Annotated in this window: 14 protein-coding genes; 8 read left to right on the plus strand and 6 right to left on the minus strand. The window is 61.4% G+C overall.

The genetic code is table 11. The features are described 5' to 3' along the window. The first annotated feature begins 21 nt into the window (after positions 1-21). From SB764_RS09980 to SB764_RS09990, 3 genes are all read left to right on the plus strand, one after another. Positions 22-918: a helix-turn-helix domain-containing protein gene (locus SB764_RS09980; protein ID WP_321871131.1), complete on the plus strand. Its 897-nt coding sequence runs from the start codon at positions 22-24 to the stop codon at positions 916-918. Position 919: 1 nt separating this feature from the next. After that, on the plus strand, positions 920-1,312 hold the full coding sequence (locus SB764_RS09985; RefSeq protein ID WP_410863438.1) for a YybH family protein: 393 nt from the start codon (positions 920-922) through the stop codon (positions 1,310-1,312). 158 nt (positions 1,313-1,470) lie between these two features. Further along, a complete protein-coding gene (locus SB764_RS09990; RefSeq protein ID WP_074981800.1) occupies positions 1,471-1,953 on the plus strand; it encodes an SET domain-containing protein in 483 nt (160 codons plus the stop codon). 279 nt (positions 1,954-2,232) lie between these two features. Here the strand turns inward: SB764_RS09990 and SB764_RS09995 are convergent, their stop codons facing one another. Beyond that, the gene (locus tag SB764_RS09995; RefSeq protein ID WP_234774693.1) at positions 2,233-3,561 is read right to left on the minus strand and encodes a replication initiation protein; all 1,329 of its coding nucleotides are present in this window, start codon (positions 3,559-3,561) and stop codon (positions 2,233-2,235) included. A 312-nt stretch (positions 3,562-3,873) separates the two neighbouring features. Beyond that, positions 3,874-4,239, minus strand: coding sequence for a hypothetical protein (locus SB764_RS10000; RefSeq protein ID WP_183716997.1), 366 nt, complete (start codon positions 4,237-4,239; stop codon positions 3,874-3,876). 737 nt (positions 4,240-4,976) lie between these two features. Here SB764_RS10000 and SB764_RS10005 point away from each other — a divergent pair. Next, positions 4,977-6,185, plus strand: a complete 1,209-nt coding sequence (locus tag SB764_RS10005; RefSeq protein ID WP_065061489.1) for an AAA family ATPase — start codon at positions 4,977-4,979, stop codon at positions 6,183-6,185. Then, entirely contained in the window at positions 6,182-7,177 is a 996-nt protein-coding gene (locus tag SB764_RS10010) for a ParB/RepB/Spo0J family partition protein (protein WP_065061546.1), read from the plus strand. The genes SB764_RS10005 and SB764_RS10010 overlap by 4 nt, the downstream gene beginning before the upstream one ends. A gap of 2,562 nt (positions 7,178-9,739) precedes the next feature. Here SB764_RS10010 and SB764_RS10015 read toward each other — a convergent pair. The 3 genes from SB764_RS10015 to SB764_RS10025 all read right to left on the minus strand — a co-directional run bounded on the left by SB764_RS10015 (position 9,740) and on the right by SB764_RS10025 (position 12,944). Then, the gene (locus SB764_RS10015) at positions 9,740-10,342 is read right to left on the minus strand and encodes a flavin reductase family protein (RefSeq protein WP_065061490.1); all 603 of its coding nucleotides are present in this window, start codon (positions 10,340-10,342) and stop codon (positions 9,740-9,742) included. Positions 10,343-10,439: 97 nt separating this feature from the next. Then, positions 10,440-11,504, minus strand: a complete 1,065-nt coding sequence (gene zapE / locus SB764_RS10020; protein ID WP_410863492.1) for a cell division protein ZapE — start codon at positions 11,502-11,504, stop codon at positions 10,440-10,442. Positions 11,505-11,684: 180 nt separating this feature from the next. Further along, positions 11,685-12,944: a DUF2252 domain-containing protein gene (locus SB764_RS10025; protein WP_410863441.1), complete on the minus strand. Its 1,260-nt coding sequence runs from the start codon at positions 12,942-12,944 to the stop codon at positions 11,685-11,687. A 417-nt stretch (positions 12,945-13,361) separates the two neighbouring features. On the opposite strand from SB764_RS10025, the gene SB764_RS10030 reads away from it, so the two are divergent. Continuing rightward, complete coding sequence (locus tag SB764_RS10030; protein WP_156773814.1) at positions 13,362-13,727, plus strand: hypothetical protein; 366 nt, start codon at positions 13,362-13,364, stop codon at positions 13,725-13,727. A 92-nt stretch (positions 13,728-13,819) separates the two neighbouring features. After that, entirely contained in the window at positions 13,820-15,931 is a 2,112-nt protein-coding gene (locus tag SB764_RS10035; protein ID WP_065061493.1) for a phosphocholine-specific phospholipase C, read from the plus strand. 113 nt (positions 15,932-16,044) lie between these two features. Here the strand turns inward: SB764_RS10035 and SB764_RS10040 are convergent, their stop codons facing one another. After that, positions 16,045-16,920 carry a LysR family transcriptional regulator gene (locus SB764_RS10040; RefSeq protein WP_322005754.1) on the minus strand — a complete coding sequence of 292 codons (876 nt, stop codon included), beginning with the start codon at positions 16,918-16,920 and terminating at the stop codon, positions 16,045-16,047. A gap of 113 nt (positions 16,921-17,033) precedes the next feature. On the opposite strand from SB764_RS10040, the gene SB764_RS10045 reads away from it, so the two are divergent. Further along, complete coding sequence (locus SB764_RS10045; RefSeq protein WP_410863444.1) at positions 17,034-17,459, plus strand: VOC family protein; 426 nt, start codon at positions 17,034-17,036, stop codon at positions 17,457-17,459. Positions 17,460-17,562 lie beyond the last annotated feature (103 nt).

Consider the following 17,562-nt stretch of genomic DNA (forward strand, 5'->3'; position numbering starts at 1 on the left):
GTACACAGGAGGCAAGACCGCATGCGGAGAATCCCTAACTACGATCTGTACGGCGAGTCGGCACAGCCGCCCGGATACGGCGCGTTCAACTTCGAGTGGATTCCCGAGCGCAGCCGCCCGAACGACTGGCAGATCGCCGCGCATCGGCACGACGCGCTGCTGCAACTGCTCTACATACGCGGCGGCGGCGGTCACGTCACCATCGAAGGCGTCCGGCACGCGTTCGATCCGCCCTGCCTCGTCGTGCTGCCCGCGCAAACCGTGCATGCCTTCGCGTTCTCCCCGCAGATCGACGGCCTCGTCATCACGGCGGCGCAGCGGCCACTCGAAGCGCTCGTGGAGGTCACCGCGCCGGGTATCGCCGCGATCTGCGCGCGCGCCGCCGTCATTCCGGTACGCGGGGCCGATCCGAGCGTCGGCATGCTTGCGCCGCTCTTTGCGCTGCTCGAACAGGAGTACCGCAGCGGCGGGCGCGGGCACGCCGCGTCCGGCATGGCGCTGATGGCCGCGCTATTCGTGCATGTCGCGCGCCTGAGCGACCTCGCGGCGGCGCCCGCCGGTGCGGGTGGCAATCGCCGCGCCGAGCTGCTACGACGCTTCCGGGAGCTCGTGGCGGCCCATGGACGCGAGCATCGGCCCGTGGCGTTCTACGCGCAGCGTCTGGGCGTCGCGTCTGCCCAGCTCGCGCGTGTCTGCCGCGAGGCGCTCGCGCAGTCGCCCACGGCCGTCGTCAACGAGCATCTGATTCGCGAGGCGCAGCGCGAGCTCGCCTATTCGGCGCTGAGCGTGAAGCAGATCGCGCACGCGATGGGCTTCGAGGACAGCGCCTATTTCAGCCGCTATTTCCGCAAGCAGACGGGCCTCACGCCGGTGGCGTTCCGCGCGGCCGCGCACCGTCAATGGACCCAGGAGCCTTGAGATGAACGACGAAACGCAGATTCGCGATCTGATCGCGCGCTGGCACGCCGCGACGGCCGCCGGCGACATCGACACCTTGCGCGGGCTGATGGCGGCCGACGTTGTGTTCCTCGTTGCCGGTCAGCCGCCCATGCGCGGCCGCGAGGCATTTGCCGATGCGCTCTCGGCGTTGCTCGTGACGCACAGCATGGCGTCGTCGGGCGAGATCCGCGAGCTGGTGGTGGAGGGCGGTTTCGCGTACTGCTGGAACGCGCTCGACGTGCGCGTGATCCCGCGTGCGGGCGGCGCAACCATGCGCCGTGCAGGCAACGTGCTCTCGATCTATCGACGTGCAGCGGGCAGTTGGGTGCTCGCGCGCGACGCGAATCTGCTCACGCTCCAGACCGACGCATAGGCTTGTTCGCGCTCGCTCGCTGCACCAGAACGGTGGCCGCTCGGCGTCGCCCGCCCCTCGCGTCCGTTATTTTTCAGCGCATCGCGCATCCTTGATTCGCCGTCATTTTCTCGACTTATACTCAGCTCGCCACTTCCATCTTCCCCACGGCGGCGACTATGAAACGTATGACCGTCCGGCAATCGCCGGTGCATGGCAAAGGCGTCTTCGCACTGCGCGCGTTGCGTGCCGGCGAGCGCATCTTCGAATACAAGGGCAAGGTGACGACGTGGCGCGAGGCGACGCGCTGGAACGCGCGTCGCGACGAGTCGGGGCACACGTTTTTGTTCGGACTTTCCGATGGACGCGTGATCGACGGCGGGCGCGGCGGCAACGGCGCACGCTGGCTCAATCACGCATGCGCCGCGAATTGCGAGGCGATCGAAGACGATGGACGCGTCTTCATCGAAGCCGTTCGCGACATCGCGCCCGGCGAGGAACTGTTCATCGACTATGCGCTGGTGATCGAGCAGTGCGAGGCCGACGAAGCGCAGCGCCAGTATGCGTGCCGATGCGGGTCGTCGTTGTGCCGGGGGACGATGCTGGGCGTGCTGGCCGCCGCCGCCATGACGGCGGCGGCGCCGGTGGCTGTGACCGTCTGAACGGTCAACATTAATCAGGAATCCGATGGAATCACGGTCGATAAAACCGCATTTTCGGACTTGCGGGACTGTGCGGATCAGCGCGCCGGTTCACGTCTGATTTATCCACAGATTTTGTTGAAAACTCTGTGGACACGCCCGGGGACGAATCAACTAAGCGACTGATTTTGCAACTAATTCGCAGATAGCGCGACGCCCCGTTTCGGGGCGAACACACAATGAGCAAACCAGCCCGAAATCGGCGATTTCAGGCCCTGGCGGCGCGCGATATCCGCCCGCTTACGCTGCGTTCTGCTTGAGCTTGCCGTACACGAACTGACCGAAATACCACGACAAATCCGAGTGATTGAGGATGTTGGCGTCGGACAGCGCGCCGGCCTCGAGCTTCAGACGACGCAACATGAGCTTGCCCGCCTGCGAAGCGATGTAGAGGCGCACGAGCTCCTTGCGCGTCTTGTCGTCGGCCGACTCGAAGTGCTCGCGGCCGCGCTGCACTTCGTCGTTGCGGCGCGTGCGCGCCTCTTCGTCGCGCGTGGCGATGCTCTGCTTCACGGCAGCGCCCGCCTCGGCCTTGGCGGCTTCCTTCGCCGCCTCCTTCGCCGTTTCCGCGGTGGCGATCTCGGTCTGGATCGCGACCATCTTGCGCTCGGCCTCGGACACCTGCCAGTTGTGGCTCAGCGCCTTCATCAGATAGCCGGCCGGGCTCTTGGTGACCTTGCCCTGGTTCAGACGGAAGCGCGTGTACTCGATCGCCTGCTGGATGCGCTCGTCGTTCCAGCTCATGCGGTGCTCGGCGATCACGTCGAACTGCTTGTTGCTCAGGCCGAACTCCTCCTTGAGCGTGAGCAGCAGGTCGTGCGCGTTCGGCTGCCGCGTGAGCATGGCCGCGACCGTGTCCTTGCGCTTCAGCCGGAAGCGGATCTTGTTGATCTTGCGCGAGCTTTCGCCGTCCGCGCGCGTCTCGTAGCTGATGTCGAGGTCGGAAAGCTCGTTGATCTGTTTGACCGCCGGATCGAGATACTTCGGCCGGAAATGCTTGAACTCCGACGCGCTCGAACCGAGCTTGCCGGGCCAGCGCCGCATGACGTCGAGCTCGATCCAGTCGGTGAGGCCCGCTGTCACGAAGGGCTGAATGTAGTCGTAGATCGCGCGCGCGAAGGTCTGCGAAAACGCCGCCGTGATGCACAGGTTCAGCCAGTGATGCTTTTCCGGACCGGTGATGTGACGCAGCATCAGCGGGGGAATGCGGAACTGGATGCGCCCCTTGCCGATCTTGACGCTGCCCATGAGCTGCTCGGACACCCACTGATCGTCTTCGGTGGGGGCGCGGTCGGGCGGCGTGTCGGTCACCTCGATCAGCACGCGCTGCGCCTCCTTGATCACGCTCTGCAGGTGGCGCACGTTGCGGCTCTCGTAACGCATGAGCCACTTGAAGTAGTTCAGGTCGACGTCGTAGGTCTCGTGCGCAATCGGTTCCTGGGCCGCGATGAAATACGCGGCGTCGATGAAACGCCGCGACGACAGGCCGAGCCCGTTGATCGCTACAAAAACGTTATTGCGCTGAAAGCCGATTTCCCGCGTGCTCTCGCTGATGGGCTGTCCAGACATTTCCTCAAACAGCCCCAGCGACATTTGCTGGGTCGTCGTCCTTCGACCGATGTCCTCCGACATTCGCGTGCTCTCTCCGTCGATATTGGCCGCGACTCTATCACTCCTCAAACACAAGTCAACACAATAAACGTTACCCGATGCAGGGTGTGGATTGGGGTCCGGCACAAAAACCGTACCTTGCTGCACATAGAACGCGACATCACTTGCACAAAAAACGGCAATCCATTGCACATAAATCGCTGCCTCTTGCACATAGACCGATGCTTCTGGATGCCAAGTGCTTGATTGTGAACGATCCCGAGCCTGCTGTTAGTGGGTTTGTGGGTTTTCTATCTTTAAGTAAACAAACCAACCCGGTGCTGCAAAAGACGCTTCGCGCAAATTTCGACGCAGATTGCCTTGCAACACGAAGGCGAATTTCTGCGCGAGAGGTAGATTTTCTGGCCATTTACAGGGAGGAGTGTGAGCCAGACGGGCGTATTTCGATCCCTCATCGAGCGATTCGGGCATACAAGCCTTGGCGAGAGGCAACGTTTTGTGTGCGTCTGCTATTTCAGGAGGTGACGTTTTTTGTGCATGACCGTTTTCAGCTGCGGCGACGTGAGATGAAGCCCGGAGAAATCTCCTCGAGGTAACGATTTTTGTGCGTCGACGGAAGGCGACCTTGAAGGTCACGTTTTCTGTGCAGGGCAGTGGGGCATCGCGAGGGTAACGTTTAATGTGCAGCGATCGCGGAAAGGTCGGAACGTACCTGCGTCGATCGAAAGAGGTGACTCAAGGACATCGTGGTAACGGTTTTTGTGCGTTCGTAGAGGCGGAGCACGGCCCGTAGCGACGCGATACTGCACACGCGACTGCACAGAAATGCAATTTGGCAGAACTGCATCGGAAAGGTGACGTTTTTTGTGCAATGCGTGAGCGCTTGTCGCCGCCAAGGCTTATCCGCTTTGGAGACCGGGATTCAGAGGTAACGGAATTTGTGCGAGGTCGGGCGTCGCGGCGATAGATCGCGGATTAGCTGCACAAAATCCGTTACCGCGGAACGATGGCGCGAAGCGGTGAATCCGCGATTCAGGAAAGCGCACAAAAACCGTGACCTCGGCGCGACTCGCCGAAGGAGAAGTCAGAAAAGCGCGAGAAAATAGAACGCAATTGAAGGCAGCCAGGCAAAATCACCTGTCATTCAACTGACGATTTGCTGAAGAATTAAGCAGGCCGCCGAGAACCCCTCTAAACGCCTCTTAGCGGGCCTGAGTGTCCGGCGAAGGTCTAAGCCTTGACCAAGGTCCGGGAAGCCCGCAAAAGACGAATAAAAAGGTCGTTTTTTTTAAAATACTGGCCTCAATCAGTGTGTTCTGAAACGCTTTTCCTGTATTCTACGCTTTATCCAAATTCCGATAAAAAGCGTATTAATGGCAAAGACTATCGAATTCCCATCAATTGATCGGCGCGTCGACCTTTCGACGGTTACGCAATTCGCGGAGGAAGCCGGTCATCTGTCAGAAGAGCTTCGGGAAATGATGCTGGCACCGAAGCCGCGCAAGGCAGCGCCTACGTTCACGTCGGCGCAGGTCGCCGAGATGTGCGGTATCGACCGCATCAAGCTGAATAACCTGCTGGCCACGCGCGAAGGATTGCCGCAAGGCGAGGCGCAAGGTTCGGGGCGCAGCCGCGTGTTTACCTTGCCTGATGCACGCACCTGGGTCCAGCAGGTTTCGGATATTTATCAGACGCCGCTGCACACCGGCGTGCGCGACGCGGACGGCAAGGTGCTGCTCGTCGCCAACTTCAAGGGCGGCTCGACCAAGACCACGACCACGATGTGCCTGGCGCAAGGTCTGACGCTGCGCGGCCGGCGCGTGCTGCTGATCGACCTCGATCCGCAGGCATCGCTCACAGAATTGTGCGGGTTGTACGCGGAAAAGGAAGTGACGGAAGACAGTACGGTCCTGCCGTACATCTACGATCCGCACATGGAAGGCGGTCTGCTTAATTTCGTGCAGCCGACTTATTGGGATGGCCTCGATGTCATTCCGGCGCACCCCACGCTGTTCTCGGCGGAATTTCATATTCCGGGTACCGTGATCAAGAACCCGGGCTTCAAATTCTGGGACCTCTTGCGTCAGGGCGTGGAGACGCTGCGCCAGCACTACGACTACATCATTCTCGATACGGCGCCGTCGCTGTCGTATCTGACGATCAACGCACTGATGGCCGCCGACGCGATGGTCATGCCGCTGGTGCCCGAGAGTCTCGACTTCATCAGCTCCGTGTCGTTCTGGAGTCTGTTCTCCGATCTCGCGCACACGATCATGGAGCGCGGCGACGAAAAGACCTATGACTTCGTCTCAGTGCTGCTGTCGAAGGTGGATTACGGCAAGACATCGTCGGCGCCGGTCGTACGCTCGTGGGTGCAGCGCACCTATAAGGACTGGCTGAGCGCGATCGAAGTGCCAGCAAGCTCGGCGATGAGTAACGGTGCGCTTGCCATGGCAACGGTATTCGACATCAGCAAGGGCGATCTCGCCGATAAAACGGTCGCACGCGTGCGCCAGCCGCTTACCGATTACGTGCGCTGGATCGACGATCTTTACGTAGAACAATGGAGGGCCGGCAAGTGAGTTCATTCCGCGACAAGATGGCGGCGAAGACTGCCGAGCTCGGTTCGACGGCAGAGCGTCAGACGACCACCGAGCGTCCTGCGGCGCCGCCGCCCGAGCCGCGCCGCAGCAGCGCGTTCAAGACCGGCCCGGGTATGCTCGGCGCGCTTGCGGTTGCGCAGCAGCGCATTCAGGAACTGGAGACCAAGAGCGACAAGCTCATGCTGCCAGTGAACGCGATCCAGCCGAACCCGTGGCAGCCGCGCAAGATTTTCAGCGACGAAGGTTTGGCTTCGCTGGCCGAATCGATTCGCGAAGTGGGCCTCGTTGAACCGGTTGTCGTGCGGCGCTCGGATAACGGCTATCAACTGATCGCCGGGGAGCGACGTCTGCGTGCGCACGTGCTGCTGCACGAGGAAGAGATCCGCGCGTCGGTGATCGACTGTTCGGATCAGGATATGGCAGTGCTGGCGCTCGTAGAGAACGTTGGCCGCGAAGACCTGACTGACTACGAAATCGCCCAATCGCTGCGTCGTGCCGAGCACGAATTCCCGACGCGCACGCGCATGGCCGAGGCGCTGGGTATGTCGCGCAAAGGGCTGTATCGATTTCTCGCCTTCGAAAGCCTGCCGGATTTTGTGCGCCGGGACCTCGATTTGAATCCGCGTCTGCTGGGTGGATCGGCAGCGGATGAGATTGTGTCGGCGATCAAGAAGCACGGCGCGGCAGGGCTCGCGTCGGCTCGCGAACTTTGGCCGGCGGTGGTGGCAGGGACGCTCGATCAGGGTAAGCTGGCTGCGGCGATCGGCGCTCAGTCGAACCGGACCGTGGATGAGCGCAGCGTGTCGGAACGTAGCATCGAGAAGATTTTCTCGGGCAAGAGTCACGCGGGCAGCATCACGAAGGATACGAATAGCTTCACAGTGAAGCTCAAGACCGGCGTGCTTTCCGATGCGCAGGAGACGCAGATTCGCGAACTCATCAGCCAACTGTTTAACGTGAAGCCTGGCTGATGGTTGGTATGTAGGATGTACGCTGACATTCGAAGCCCGCATATGCGGGCTTTTTTTATTGCTGTCGCGGAAAGGGGAGGGTGTGTCGAGTCGACACGAACTGGGGGATGGGATGGTGTTGGGGCGCTTGAAGCTGTGTCGAGTCGACACAGCGTTGCGACTCGCGGCGGGAGGGTTTGCTGGTGATGTCGCTCTGGCTTCGCTCGGGATGGAATCGGTTGCGATCAGGTTGTCTGCCTCGATGTGTCGAGTCGACACGCTTTAGGTTTTCGCAGTGCTGGGTTATCTAGATCCCTCTACGCAATCTCGATCGGAGAGAAAGTTGATAGCCGCGAGGTAAGGAAAGGGCGGACGTGTGTCGAGTCGACACAGCCCAATGTGTCGTGCGCGTCTCGGGGGCTGCTTTGGGAAGAGGAACGGATGCTGCAATCATTCCGCTAGCTGCTGCTGTGTCGAGTCGACACAGCATGTAAAACCCTTGCCGATTCGCCTTCTATCGCGTCTGACGAAGATCTTGGCTTCGTTCGCGATAAGCAGAAGTTCTTTTCAAGTTCGCCGGTCTGACCGAATGTGTCGAGTCGACACACGATGGTATTTCGTGACGTGCGTTTGATTGATGGCGTGGAGCGCCGGGAACGCAGCGCTCTGCACGGAACAGATCCGATGTTGGGGGTAGGAGCGTGTGTCGAGTCGACACACGAAGCGCGCTCGCCGCGAAGCAATATCTCATGGCGGATACCTGGCCGTTTCGGTAATCAGTTGAGGTCACCCGAGTGGCCGGGAAGAGTAAGCGCTTGCTGTGTCGACTCGACACAAGATCGACGTAAGGCGCCGTGCGCGGAAAATTCGCTGCGCGATCTACGTAGCTTGGCCCGGCGCGATCGTGGTGACTCGCGACAGGGGGCCATTGCCGTGTGTCGACTCGACACAGGTTTCTGATCAGCCAAACGGACCGGCTCTGCACGACTTGGCAAACCGGCTTCAGACATTCAACCTGTGAAGCGCCCGTTGAGTTTGATTGTGTCGACTTGACACACCATCTGCGTCCGTTGCTGCCCCAAGTACGATCGCTGGGCGGAGTGATCGCCAAGCGGGATCCGCGACATCCTCCTTTGCTGGAGCATGGATAGCAGGCAATCGTGGCGACTAGATGGTGCGCGAGTCTGTGTCGAGACGACACAACACAACACAACACAAAACCAGTTGTTGACGGTCTGTCTCCCCTTGGTTACTTAACGATTCATGTGTCGAGTCGACGCATCAATCACCTCTGATTCGCAGCCATGATGGCCGCAATGACCCGCTCAAAGGAGCCCTGGGTGCATGAGGAGGGGCGCACCGCCGAACTGAGCCCACTGTGTCGACTCGACACAGTGCTACATCGAGCGCTCGGTTCGCAGCGCCGTCGCCGAATCGACCAAACCGCCAAAGTCAAATCAGCCTGACGTCTGCCGGCAGCATGCTGGGGTGACGACCTGTGTCGACTCGACACAGGCCAACCTTTCTTCTGCCAGTAAATAACACTGCGCCCGACTAGCCTCATTGCAGTGCCGAACGCGCGCCGCGCACTCATCGAGCGCACGCGGATATTCGACAGCAAATCGCTAAGTCGCGCCCTTTGCGATGTGTCGAACGCTTAGCGGTGGTGGGGAAGGGTTGCCAGGTTTGCAGGAAGGTATTCAGCGTTTCGGCAAATACAAGGCGAAACATGTGTCGACTTGATACTCGGTACGCTTAGCGGGGGACAATGACGATTCGCGAACGGGGTTGGACGAAGTTCACCCGCCGCACTCTCAGACTGCTTAACCGAACATCAAAAGGGCGGACGAGCCGAATTGAAATTTTTCTTTGGCTGCGCTCGTTGTACCACGTGCCCGGCAGAAGTCACACCAACCGAAGACCAGCCTGATGCGAATGGTTTGCCGAACGCAGCATGATGGCGCACGAGCGAATCGATCGGCCCTCAATCATCAGCGGCTGTCCTGACAAACGATTTCGAGTCGGCGGTCTATCGGTCACTACGGCACACGAGCCATCGGGACTTTCGCACCGGATGACCGCTAGGCGCGCGCGCAAACGGCGATTGGACTCGACACTAATCTTGCAGACTCTCGGCATGGCCAGACAGTCTCATATCACCACGTCGAGATGAGCCGCTTCCATATTCCATTAACGCAACTAACGGTACAAATAGGCGCGAAATTCTAGCTATATCCACCTCTAAATCCGGCGCTAGAACCCTTGGGACCGCGTCACCGCGCCCGCTAGAGCATCCAGACGCCGCCTCGCGTGAAACATTTCCGAAAATATCGCCAAATCGCTGAAACGCCCGCCCGGCGGACGATTCAGCGATTGAGCTACGGGTTCAACCCCCAATGTTCCACGGATAGGTGAACTTTCGAACCTAAAAACTACCGGCCGACCCTCACTGCGAGCCCAAAAAACCCAGAGCAAGGCCTCAATGTATAAAACACTACGTATTTTGTAATTATCGAAGCCAAATAGCGCGCTGCGGTGCCAAAAAACCATCAAAACCTCGCCCGCACCACGCCAATCCCGCATTTAACCACCAATTTCCCGCGCTTTCACCATCCCGCTCGCGCGCGCGAAATTCCCGGCGCCCAAATGATGAAGCGTGTGCAGGTCGGTGTTGCTATCGTCGAAGATCCAATGTCCGTTGTTGAACACCCGCGGATCCGCAGCCGCCGACACCACTTCGCAGAAACACGTGTCGTAAGCATCCTCGGTATGCTTCTCCGGAATCAGCCTGCACTCCATCCACGCCGCGCAGCCCTTTTCGAGCAACGGCAGTCCGAGCACCGGCCCCGTCACCGCATCGATGCCGAAGCGTTCGAACTTGTCCGCGTCGCGGCCGCTAATCGTACCGACCGCAAAAGTCAGATCCATCGCCGCGAAGCCCGGCACGCAAACACCGAACGTGCCGCTCGCCTGAATGAGCTCGCGCGTGAACGTTTTCTTGTCGATGACCACCGCGAGACGCGGCGGCGTGAATTCGACCGGCATCGACCATGCGGCTGCCATGATGTTGCGACGCTTGCCGTCGGAACTCGTGACGAGCACCGTCGGGCCGTGATTGATCAGCCGGCTCGCGTGCTCGAGCTTGACGGGTTGAAACGCGGGTTGAAAAGAAGAGGGAGAAGTCATCGTGCTGTCTGTCCGCATCGAGTCAAGATTCGACGGACTGTACAACAGATGAAAAAACCGTGCGGCGCGCGCTGAGTCAACCCGCGCGCTGTCGACATCAACCGACCGTTTCCGCATCCGGCGACGAAGCGGCCGCGATGTGTCGTCGCACCAGGCCGCTCGCATAGCCGCGCGATTGCATCTCGGCGAGGCGGCTCGTCGTGCGCGACACATCGTGCGCGCCGTCGAGTCCTTCAAGCGCCGCGCGAATCGGCCGGTCGGACGCGATGAACAGCGCGTGTTTGCGATCGTAGAGAATATCGACGAGCCAGACGAATCGCTGCAGCACGTCGCCGCGCTTGAGCAGCGACGTGTCGAGGCCATCGAGAATCAGACCCTGCCAGCGTTCCGCGAGGGCAAGATAATCGAGGTGCGAACGGTGAGTGCCGCACAGCGCATCGAAATCGGCCCACACCAGTTGCTTGCCCGCAGCCGTGACGGCGAGCGGTCGCCCCGCGACCTCGATGGTCGCCGGATGCACCGCGCCTTGTGCCTCATACTCGCGATAGATCGACCACAACGCCTCGCGCGTGCCGTCGAGCGGCGCGAAGTAGCGCTGCTCCGTGGCTTGCGCGCCGAGTTCGCGATAATCGCGCGCGCCGTCGAAGGCGATCACCTTGAAGTGCCGCGCGATCAACGCGATGGTCGGCTCGAAGCGCGCGTGAAACTCGGGATCGGGCAACAGATTGTCGGGGCTGTAATTCGAGGTCAGCACGATGCGCGTGCCTTGTTCGAGCGCCGTTTCGAGAAAGCGCCCGATCAGAAAAGCATCGGCGATATCGTGGACGTGAAATTCATCGAAGTAGAGCAGATCGACGCCTTCGAGCCACGCGCGCGAGACGTCGCCAAGACGATCGTCGCTGCGCGGCGCTTGCACGAGCCGGCGATTCACTTCGCGCGTGAACTCGTGAAAGTGAATGCGCCGCTTCGGGCATTGCGCGAGCGCGAACACCGTATCGACGACCAGACTTTTGCCGCGTCCCGGCAGCCCGTGACAGTACACGCCCTGCGTGCCTTCGCGATTGATCATGGCCAGCAACGCGTCGATCGCGAGGCGCTGACTGTCGTCCGCATGAATAGCTTTGGCAGCGAGTGCGCGAATGACGGCGAACGGATCGAGCATGCGGATAAAAACGGGAAGGGCTTCGGAAAACGCGCGCGGCGCACGACGCGCAATGCGCACGGTACGCACGACACAACCGCGCCAGTTTAACAGGCGGCCCGAATCGCGCGCCCGCTCGCGGGCAGTCGTTCGCGCCCCGTTGTGCTGGTTTTGTGCGTCTGTCGCGCGTGCATTGCGGCGTCAGTTGACACCTGTCGCGTAGCGTCGGCAATGCTCCAGATAGCCCGCTTCGTGACTGCTCGCGAGTTGCACGACGCTGTTCCAGAGCCAGAGCGGCGCGTTGATCGTCTTCGAACGATTGCGCCGCAATTCTGCGAGCCACGCGCGTCGCGAGGGCGGGTCCATCTGCCGCGCGTGCGCTTTACCGACGACCGCCGCAAGATAGAAGGCGACCGCGCGCGCATCGTCCTTGTCGAGTTCGTCGATCTCGAGCTTGAGATCTTGCGGCAGCAATTCGCGGATCACCACCGCGCGATCGAGCATGCGTGCGGCCCGCATGCGCTCGCCGAGAAACGGCGAAAGATGACGCGCGCCCTCGACGACGCGCTCGGCGTTGTCGCGCGGCATCGATGCGTCTTCATAACGTGGCGCGGCCGCCTTCACGCCTTCCTTGATGTCCATGAGACAGAGATCGTCGCCTTCGATCACGCCACCATCGACGTCGAGCAACACCGCATAGCGCAGACGTCCGAGCGAACTGCAACCCTTCACCCAGTACGCCGCGTCGAGCACTTCGACTTTGCCTGCGTCGTTGCGCCCGCGCAGTCCCGTGGGCAAACTGGCGATCGCTTCGTCGCGGAAAATCTCCGTGATTGCCTTGTTTTCAGCGCGCGTGAGCGGCCAGAAGCGTTTGCCGAACGGAATTGTCGGCTTGAGATCCTCGATACGCTCTTGCGCGAGATGCTTCCATGATCGACGCACGGCAAGTTTCATCGCAAGGTGAACGGGTTCGGGGCGATCAGGAAGCTTCGGATTCCTATGCTTGATGGCGAACGCCGATTCATAGCCCGCCGCAAGCGCTTCCATCATATGCACGATCGTCAATCCTGAGAGCGATGAGCCGCGCGCCGCCGTCGCCAGCGAAAGGCCGAGGCGAATCAGATCGTGCACCGGATTGCCGATCACGGTCTGATCGAGATCGCGAATATGCACTTCGACCTTGCCGTCCTGATTCGCGACTGGACCGAGATTGCCGGTATGGCAGTCGCCGCAGATCCAGATCGCCGGGCCATGCGGCAGCGAGCTGCCGTTGGATTCGTTGATCCATGCATAGAATTGCGCGGTGTTGCCGCGTACGTACGCATGCGGCGAGCGCGCCATTTTCAGGTGTCGCTGTTCAGTCAGGATTGCCTGGCGTTCGGATGATTTTGGAAAGCGCGTGGACCGCTTTGCGTGATGGACTTGTCGGCTGGGTTTCTTCGATTTTTTTTCATGGGCCATGATGCATCCTCGCTCGCGCGGGTGACGTTGCTCGGCAATACCGCGTTCATTGTGCGCGCATAGGCAGCAAACCCAGCAAACGGCGTGCCCAAACCCAGCAAACGGCGTGCCGCACGACATTACGAATTGAAAGGCTGTAATGAGCGAATCGCGACGCCGCGCGCGAATGCGCGAACTCGCGAGGGTGGGCCAATGTGCACGCCTGCGCGCGCCGTCATAAAAATTAAAAGCAGTTTCGCTACACTTCAGCGTTGCCTTACCGCTGCTTACCTGCGGTGAGGGCTTCGCTCGGGCCGCTCCTCGAGCCGTTGTTGCACCTCTCTCTGGTTGGAGACTTCGATGACGGTCGATTTCGCGCCGGTGCGCCCGCTATGGTGGAGCGCGCCGCGCAAACGTTTGAGCTTGCCCGGAGCGCGCATGTCCATGCGCGCGTGCGCCGTGACGTTCGTCTGTGCGATCACCGCCTGCGCGTTCAGCGCGTGCAGCGATCGCGCGGATGACGCACGCGTCTCACTCACGTCGGGCGCCGCGCGCGAACTGGCCGACGTGCAGCCTTCCGCGCAACGAGCACAGCCATCGCAGCCGTCGCAGCAGCAACCGCTCGCTGCCACGTTCGCGCCCGCGTCCGATTCCACTGCATCGAACTCAACCGATACCACCAGCAGCGCGACCGCGTTGCCGGCGAATACCGTGCGGTCGCCCGCGCAGCCTTCCGCGAGCGACGGCGCGCAAAGCGCGCAGAACGAACCACTCGCCACACCCGAGATTCACACCGCCGATTGACGCCCCCGGCCGCGCGACGTTTGCCGCTTGCCGGACGAACCGGCGTCGGCGCATCGCGCGCGCTTTCTCAACCTGAAGATGGAAACCAGAACATGACTTCGAGAAGCCGCCGTGACTTTCTCCGCACCGCCGCGATGAGCGCCGGTTCGGCCACCGCCCTGACGATGCTGCCGCAAGGCATCCGCAACGCGCTCGCGATTCCCGCGAACAATCGCACGGGCAGCATCAAGGATGTCGAGCACATCGTGATTCTCATGCAGGAGAACCGTTCGTTCGACCATTACTTCGGCACGCTGCGCGGCGTGCGCGGTTTCGGCGACACGCGCGCCATCACGTTGCCCAATGGCAAGCCGGTTTGGAATCAGCCGCTCGCAGCGGGTGTCGGCGAAGTGCTGCCGTTCCATCCGACCGCCGCCAATCTCGGCCTGCAGTTCCTTCAGGATCTGCCGCACGACTGGCCCACCACGCACGCCGCGTGGAACGGCGGTCGCTACGATCAGTGGGTGCCGGCGAAGGGCACGACGACGATGGCGTATCTCACGCGCGACGACATTCCGTTCCACTATCAACTCGCGGACGCCTTCACGATCTGCGACGCCTATCACTGTTCGACGCTGACCTCGACCGACCCGAACCGCTACTACATGTGGACCGGCTGGGTGGGCAACGACGGCAGCGGCGGCGGCCCGGTGGTCGACAACGCCGAAGCGGGCTACGGCTGGTCCACGTATCCGGAAGTGCTGCAAAACGCGGGTATTTCGTGGAAGATCTATCAGGACGTGGGCGAGGGCCTCGACGCGAAGGGCGCGTGGGGCTGGACCGGCGACAACCCATATATCGGCAATTACGGCGACAACTCGCTGCTGTACTTCACGCAATACCAGAACGCGCAGCCGGGCAACCCGCTTTATGATCGCGCGCGCACGGGCACGAACGTGCTCGCGGGCGGCGGCTATTTCGACGTGCTCAAGCAGGACGTGGCCAACAACACGCTGCCGCAGGTTTCGTGGATCGTTGCGCCCGAAGCCTATTCGGAGCATCCGAACTGGCCCGCGAACTACGGTGCGTGGTACGTGGATCAGGTGCTGCAGATTCTCACCTCGAATCCCGATCTCTGGAGCAAGACCGTGCTGCTCGTGAACTACGACGAGAACGACGGCTTCTTCGATCACCTTGCGCCGCCGTTCCCGCCCGCGTCGAGCGCGAACGGTCTGTCGACGGTCGATACCACCAACGAGATTTTCCCGGGCAGCAGCAAATACGCGTCGGGGCCGTACGGTCTCGGACCGCGCGTGCCGATGCTGGTGGTCTCGCCGTGGTCGCGCGGCGGCTGGGTGTGCTCCGAAACCTTCGATCACACCTCGGTGATTCGCTTCATCGAAAAACGCTTCGGAGTCCATCACGATTTGCGTGAGGCGAATATCACGCCGTGGCGTCGCGCCGTGTGTGGCGACCTGACCGCTGCGTTCGACTTCGCCACGCCGAATGCCGCGCTGCCCACGCTGCCTTCGACCACCGGCTACGCGCCGCCGGACCAGAACCGTCACCCCGATTACGTGCCGCTGCCGCCGGCCGTCGGCGCGGTGCCGAAGCAGGAATCCGGCGTGCGTCACGCACGCGCGCTGCCGTACGAACTGTTCGTGCGTTTCAACGCGAACGTGTCGACGGGCACGGCGGCCGCGCACTTCATCAACACGGGCCGCGCGGGCGCAGTGTTCCTGCTCTACACGGCGGGCAGTCTCGATGCGCCGCGCACCTACACGGTGGAATCAGGCAAGCGTCTTGAAGACAAGCTCACGATTGGCCTGACCGGCGCCTACGATTTCACCGTGCATGGTCCGAACGGCTTCCTGCGCCGCTTCGCGGGCAAGCAGGTGCAGACTGGCTGGTTCGGCAGCGACGTGGCGCGTCCGGAAGTGGCGGAAGGCTACGACGTGGCGAACGGCAATCTGCAACTGCGACTGGAAAACACGGGTCGCGCGCGCTGCCAGTTCACGATCGTCAACGCGTATGACCCGAGCACGAAGATCCAGCACACGGTGCGCGGCGGCGATACGGAGCAACTCTATCTCGACCTGCGCAACGCGCACGGCTGGTACGACCTGACCATTACCGTCGATAGCGACGCGACGTTCGTGCGCCGCATTGCCGGCCACGTGGAAACGGGCCGTCCGAGCTATAGCGATCCGGCACTCGGCGCATGAGGATTGTCGACAGCGTTTGAGCGCGCGTGCGTCGATCGGTCATCCGACGCATGCGCTCGAACAGATGAAGCCACGGTGCCGCCCGCGCGGCGCGCCGTGGCTTTTTCAATGCTTCAGGCGTCGCGCTGAGCCTGTTCTTCCAGCAAGCCGAGCAAGCGTTTCGCCGATTCGCTCATCTGCCGCGCCGCGCGATGCACGATGCCGATGTCGCGGTGAAACACGTGATGGCCGAGATCGAGCGCGCGCACTTTCGCGGGCCATTTCCGGTAGGTGGCCGTTTGCGGCACAAGCGCCACGCCCACGCCATTCTCGACGAGCTTGACGATCGCTTCGAGTTCGTCGAGTTCGCAGATCTCGCGCACGTTCAACTGCATACGCCGCAAGAAGCGATCGACCTGACGTCCGCCGAACGACGCGCGGTCATAGCGGATATACGGTTGCGTGGCGATCAGCTCCATCCAGTCGTTGCCCTTGACGGCACGCGGCACGATCAGCGCGAACGGTTCGCGCCGCAGCGAGGTCCAGCGCAAATCGCTCTGAAGCGCGAAGGGCGGACGGATGATGGCGGCGAGATCGGCTTCGCCTGCATCGACGAGATTGATGAGTTCCATCGACAAACCGGGAATTACGCGCGTGTGCGCGCCGGGCCATTGCCGGTAGAACGCGGCGAGCGCGTCGGGCAACAGCGCGCGCTGCACCGAAGCGATTGCGCCGATCGTCACGCGCATCTCGACGGCCGGATCGACGGCAACGGCGCTCAGATTGCCATAGAGACGGATCACTTCCTGCGCCTGCACGAGCAGTTGCTCGCCGCGCGCGTTCAGGCGCGCATGGCGGCCTTCGCGTTCGAAAAGCGCGAAACCCAGTTCGGCTTCGAGCCGCTGCATCTGCGCGCTGACGGCTGCCTGCGTGAGGCCGATGCGCTTGCCCGCAGCGGCGAACGTACCTTCGCGCGCGACAGCAATCAGCGTTTTCAGCTCACGAATCATTCACAAATTTCCTTTATGTATTCGACAATTATATATTGATTTCATTGAGCCAAACCCGTGCGTATGATGAGGCGATTTCCCCACGACACCATCCCCGCAAACCGGAGCGCGTCATGAGTCTTTCCCCCTTCCATCTGGCGATTCCCGTCTACGATCTGGCCGCCGCGCGCGACTTCTACGGCCGCGTGTTCGGTTTCGCGGAAGGCCGTTCGAGCGATGCCTGGGTCGATTTCGACTTCTTCGGTCATCAACTTGTGATTCACGAGCATCCGAAAACGGCGTCGCAGGAAAGCGCACACACGAATCCCGTCGATGGCCACGACGTGCCGGTGCCGCACTTCGGCGTGGTGCTCGAATGGACGCAGTGGGAAGCGCTCGCGGAGCGCCTGCGCGCCTTCGGCACGGCGTTCGTGATCGAACCGTATATCCGCTTCCAAGGCCAGGTGGGCGAGCAGGCCACCATGTTCCTGTTCGACCCGTGCGGCAACGCGCTCGAATTCAAGGCGTTCAAGGATATCGGCCAACTGTTTGCAAAGTGACGTTTGCTGAATAATGTCGGCCGAACGCAGGCGCACGAAAACAGTGCGTCCTGCATGCAAAACATAAATAGTGTTTCGATATAAACATATCGAAATAGAATAA

Origin of the sequence: Paraburkholderia sp. SIMBA_027, from assembly GCF_046535315.1 — a bacterium.
Classification (GTDB): Bacteria; Pseudomonadota; Gammaproteobacteria; order Burkholderiales; family Burkholderiaceae; genus Paraburkholderia; species Paraburkholderia tropica.

Excerpts from the sequence above, each read along its gene's own strand:
- SB764_RS09980 (WP_321871131.1), top strand. The coding sequence starts at position 22 with ATGCGGAGAATCCCTAACTACGATCTGTACGGCGAGTCGGCACAGCCG.
- SB764_RS09985 (WP_410863438.1), top strand. The coding sequence starts at position 920 with ATGAACGACGAAACGCAGATTCGCGATCTGATCGCGCGCTGGCACGCC.
- SB764_RS09990 (WP_074981800.1), top strand. The coding sequence starts at position 1,471 with ATGAAACGTATGACCGTCCGGCAATCGCCGGTGCATGGCAAAGGCGTC.
- SB764_RS09995 (WP_234774693.1), bottom strand. The coding sequence starts at position 3,561 with ATGTCTGGACAGCCCATCAGCGAGAGCACGCGGGAAATCGGCTTTCAG.
- SB764_RS10005 (WP_065061489.1), top strand. The coding sequence starts at position 4,977 with ATGGCAAAGACTATCGAATTCCCATCAATTGATCGGCGCGTCGACCTT.
- SB764_RS10015 (WP_065061490.1), bottom strand. The coding sequence starts at position 10,342 with ATGACTTCTCCCTCTTCTTTTCAACCCGCGTTTCAACCCGTCAAGCTC.
- zapE (WP_410863492.1), bottom strand. The coding sequence starts at position 11,504 with ATGCTCGATCCGTTCGCCGTCATTCGCGCACTCGCTGCCAAAGCTATT.
- SB764_RS10025 (WP_410863441.1), bottom strand. The coding sequence starts at position 12,944 with ATGGCCCATGAAAAAAAATCGAAGAAACCCAGCCGACAAGTCCATCAC.
- SB764_RS10030 (WP_156773814.1), top strand. The coding sequence starts at position 13,362 with ATGTCCATGCGCGCGTGCGCCGTGACGTTCGTCTGTGCGATCACCGCC.
- SB764_RS10035 (WP_065061493.1), top strand. The coding sequence starts at position 13,820 with ATGACTTCGAGAAGCCGCCGTGACTTTCTCCGCACCGCCGCGATGAGC.
- SB764_RS10040 (WP_322005754.1), bottom strand. The coding sequence starts at position 16,920 with ATGATTCGTGAGCTGAAAACGCTGATTGCTGTCGCGCGCGAAGGTACG.
- SB764_RS10045 (WP_410863444.1), top strand. The coding sequence starts at position 17,034 with ATGAGTCTTTCCCCCTTCCATCTGGCGATTCCCGTCTACGATCTGGCC.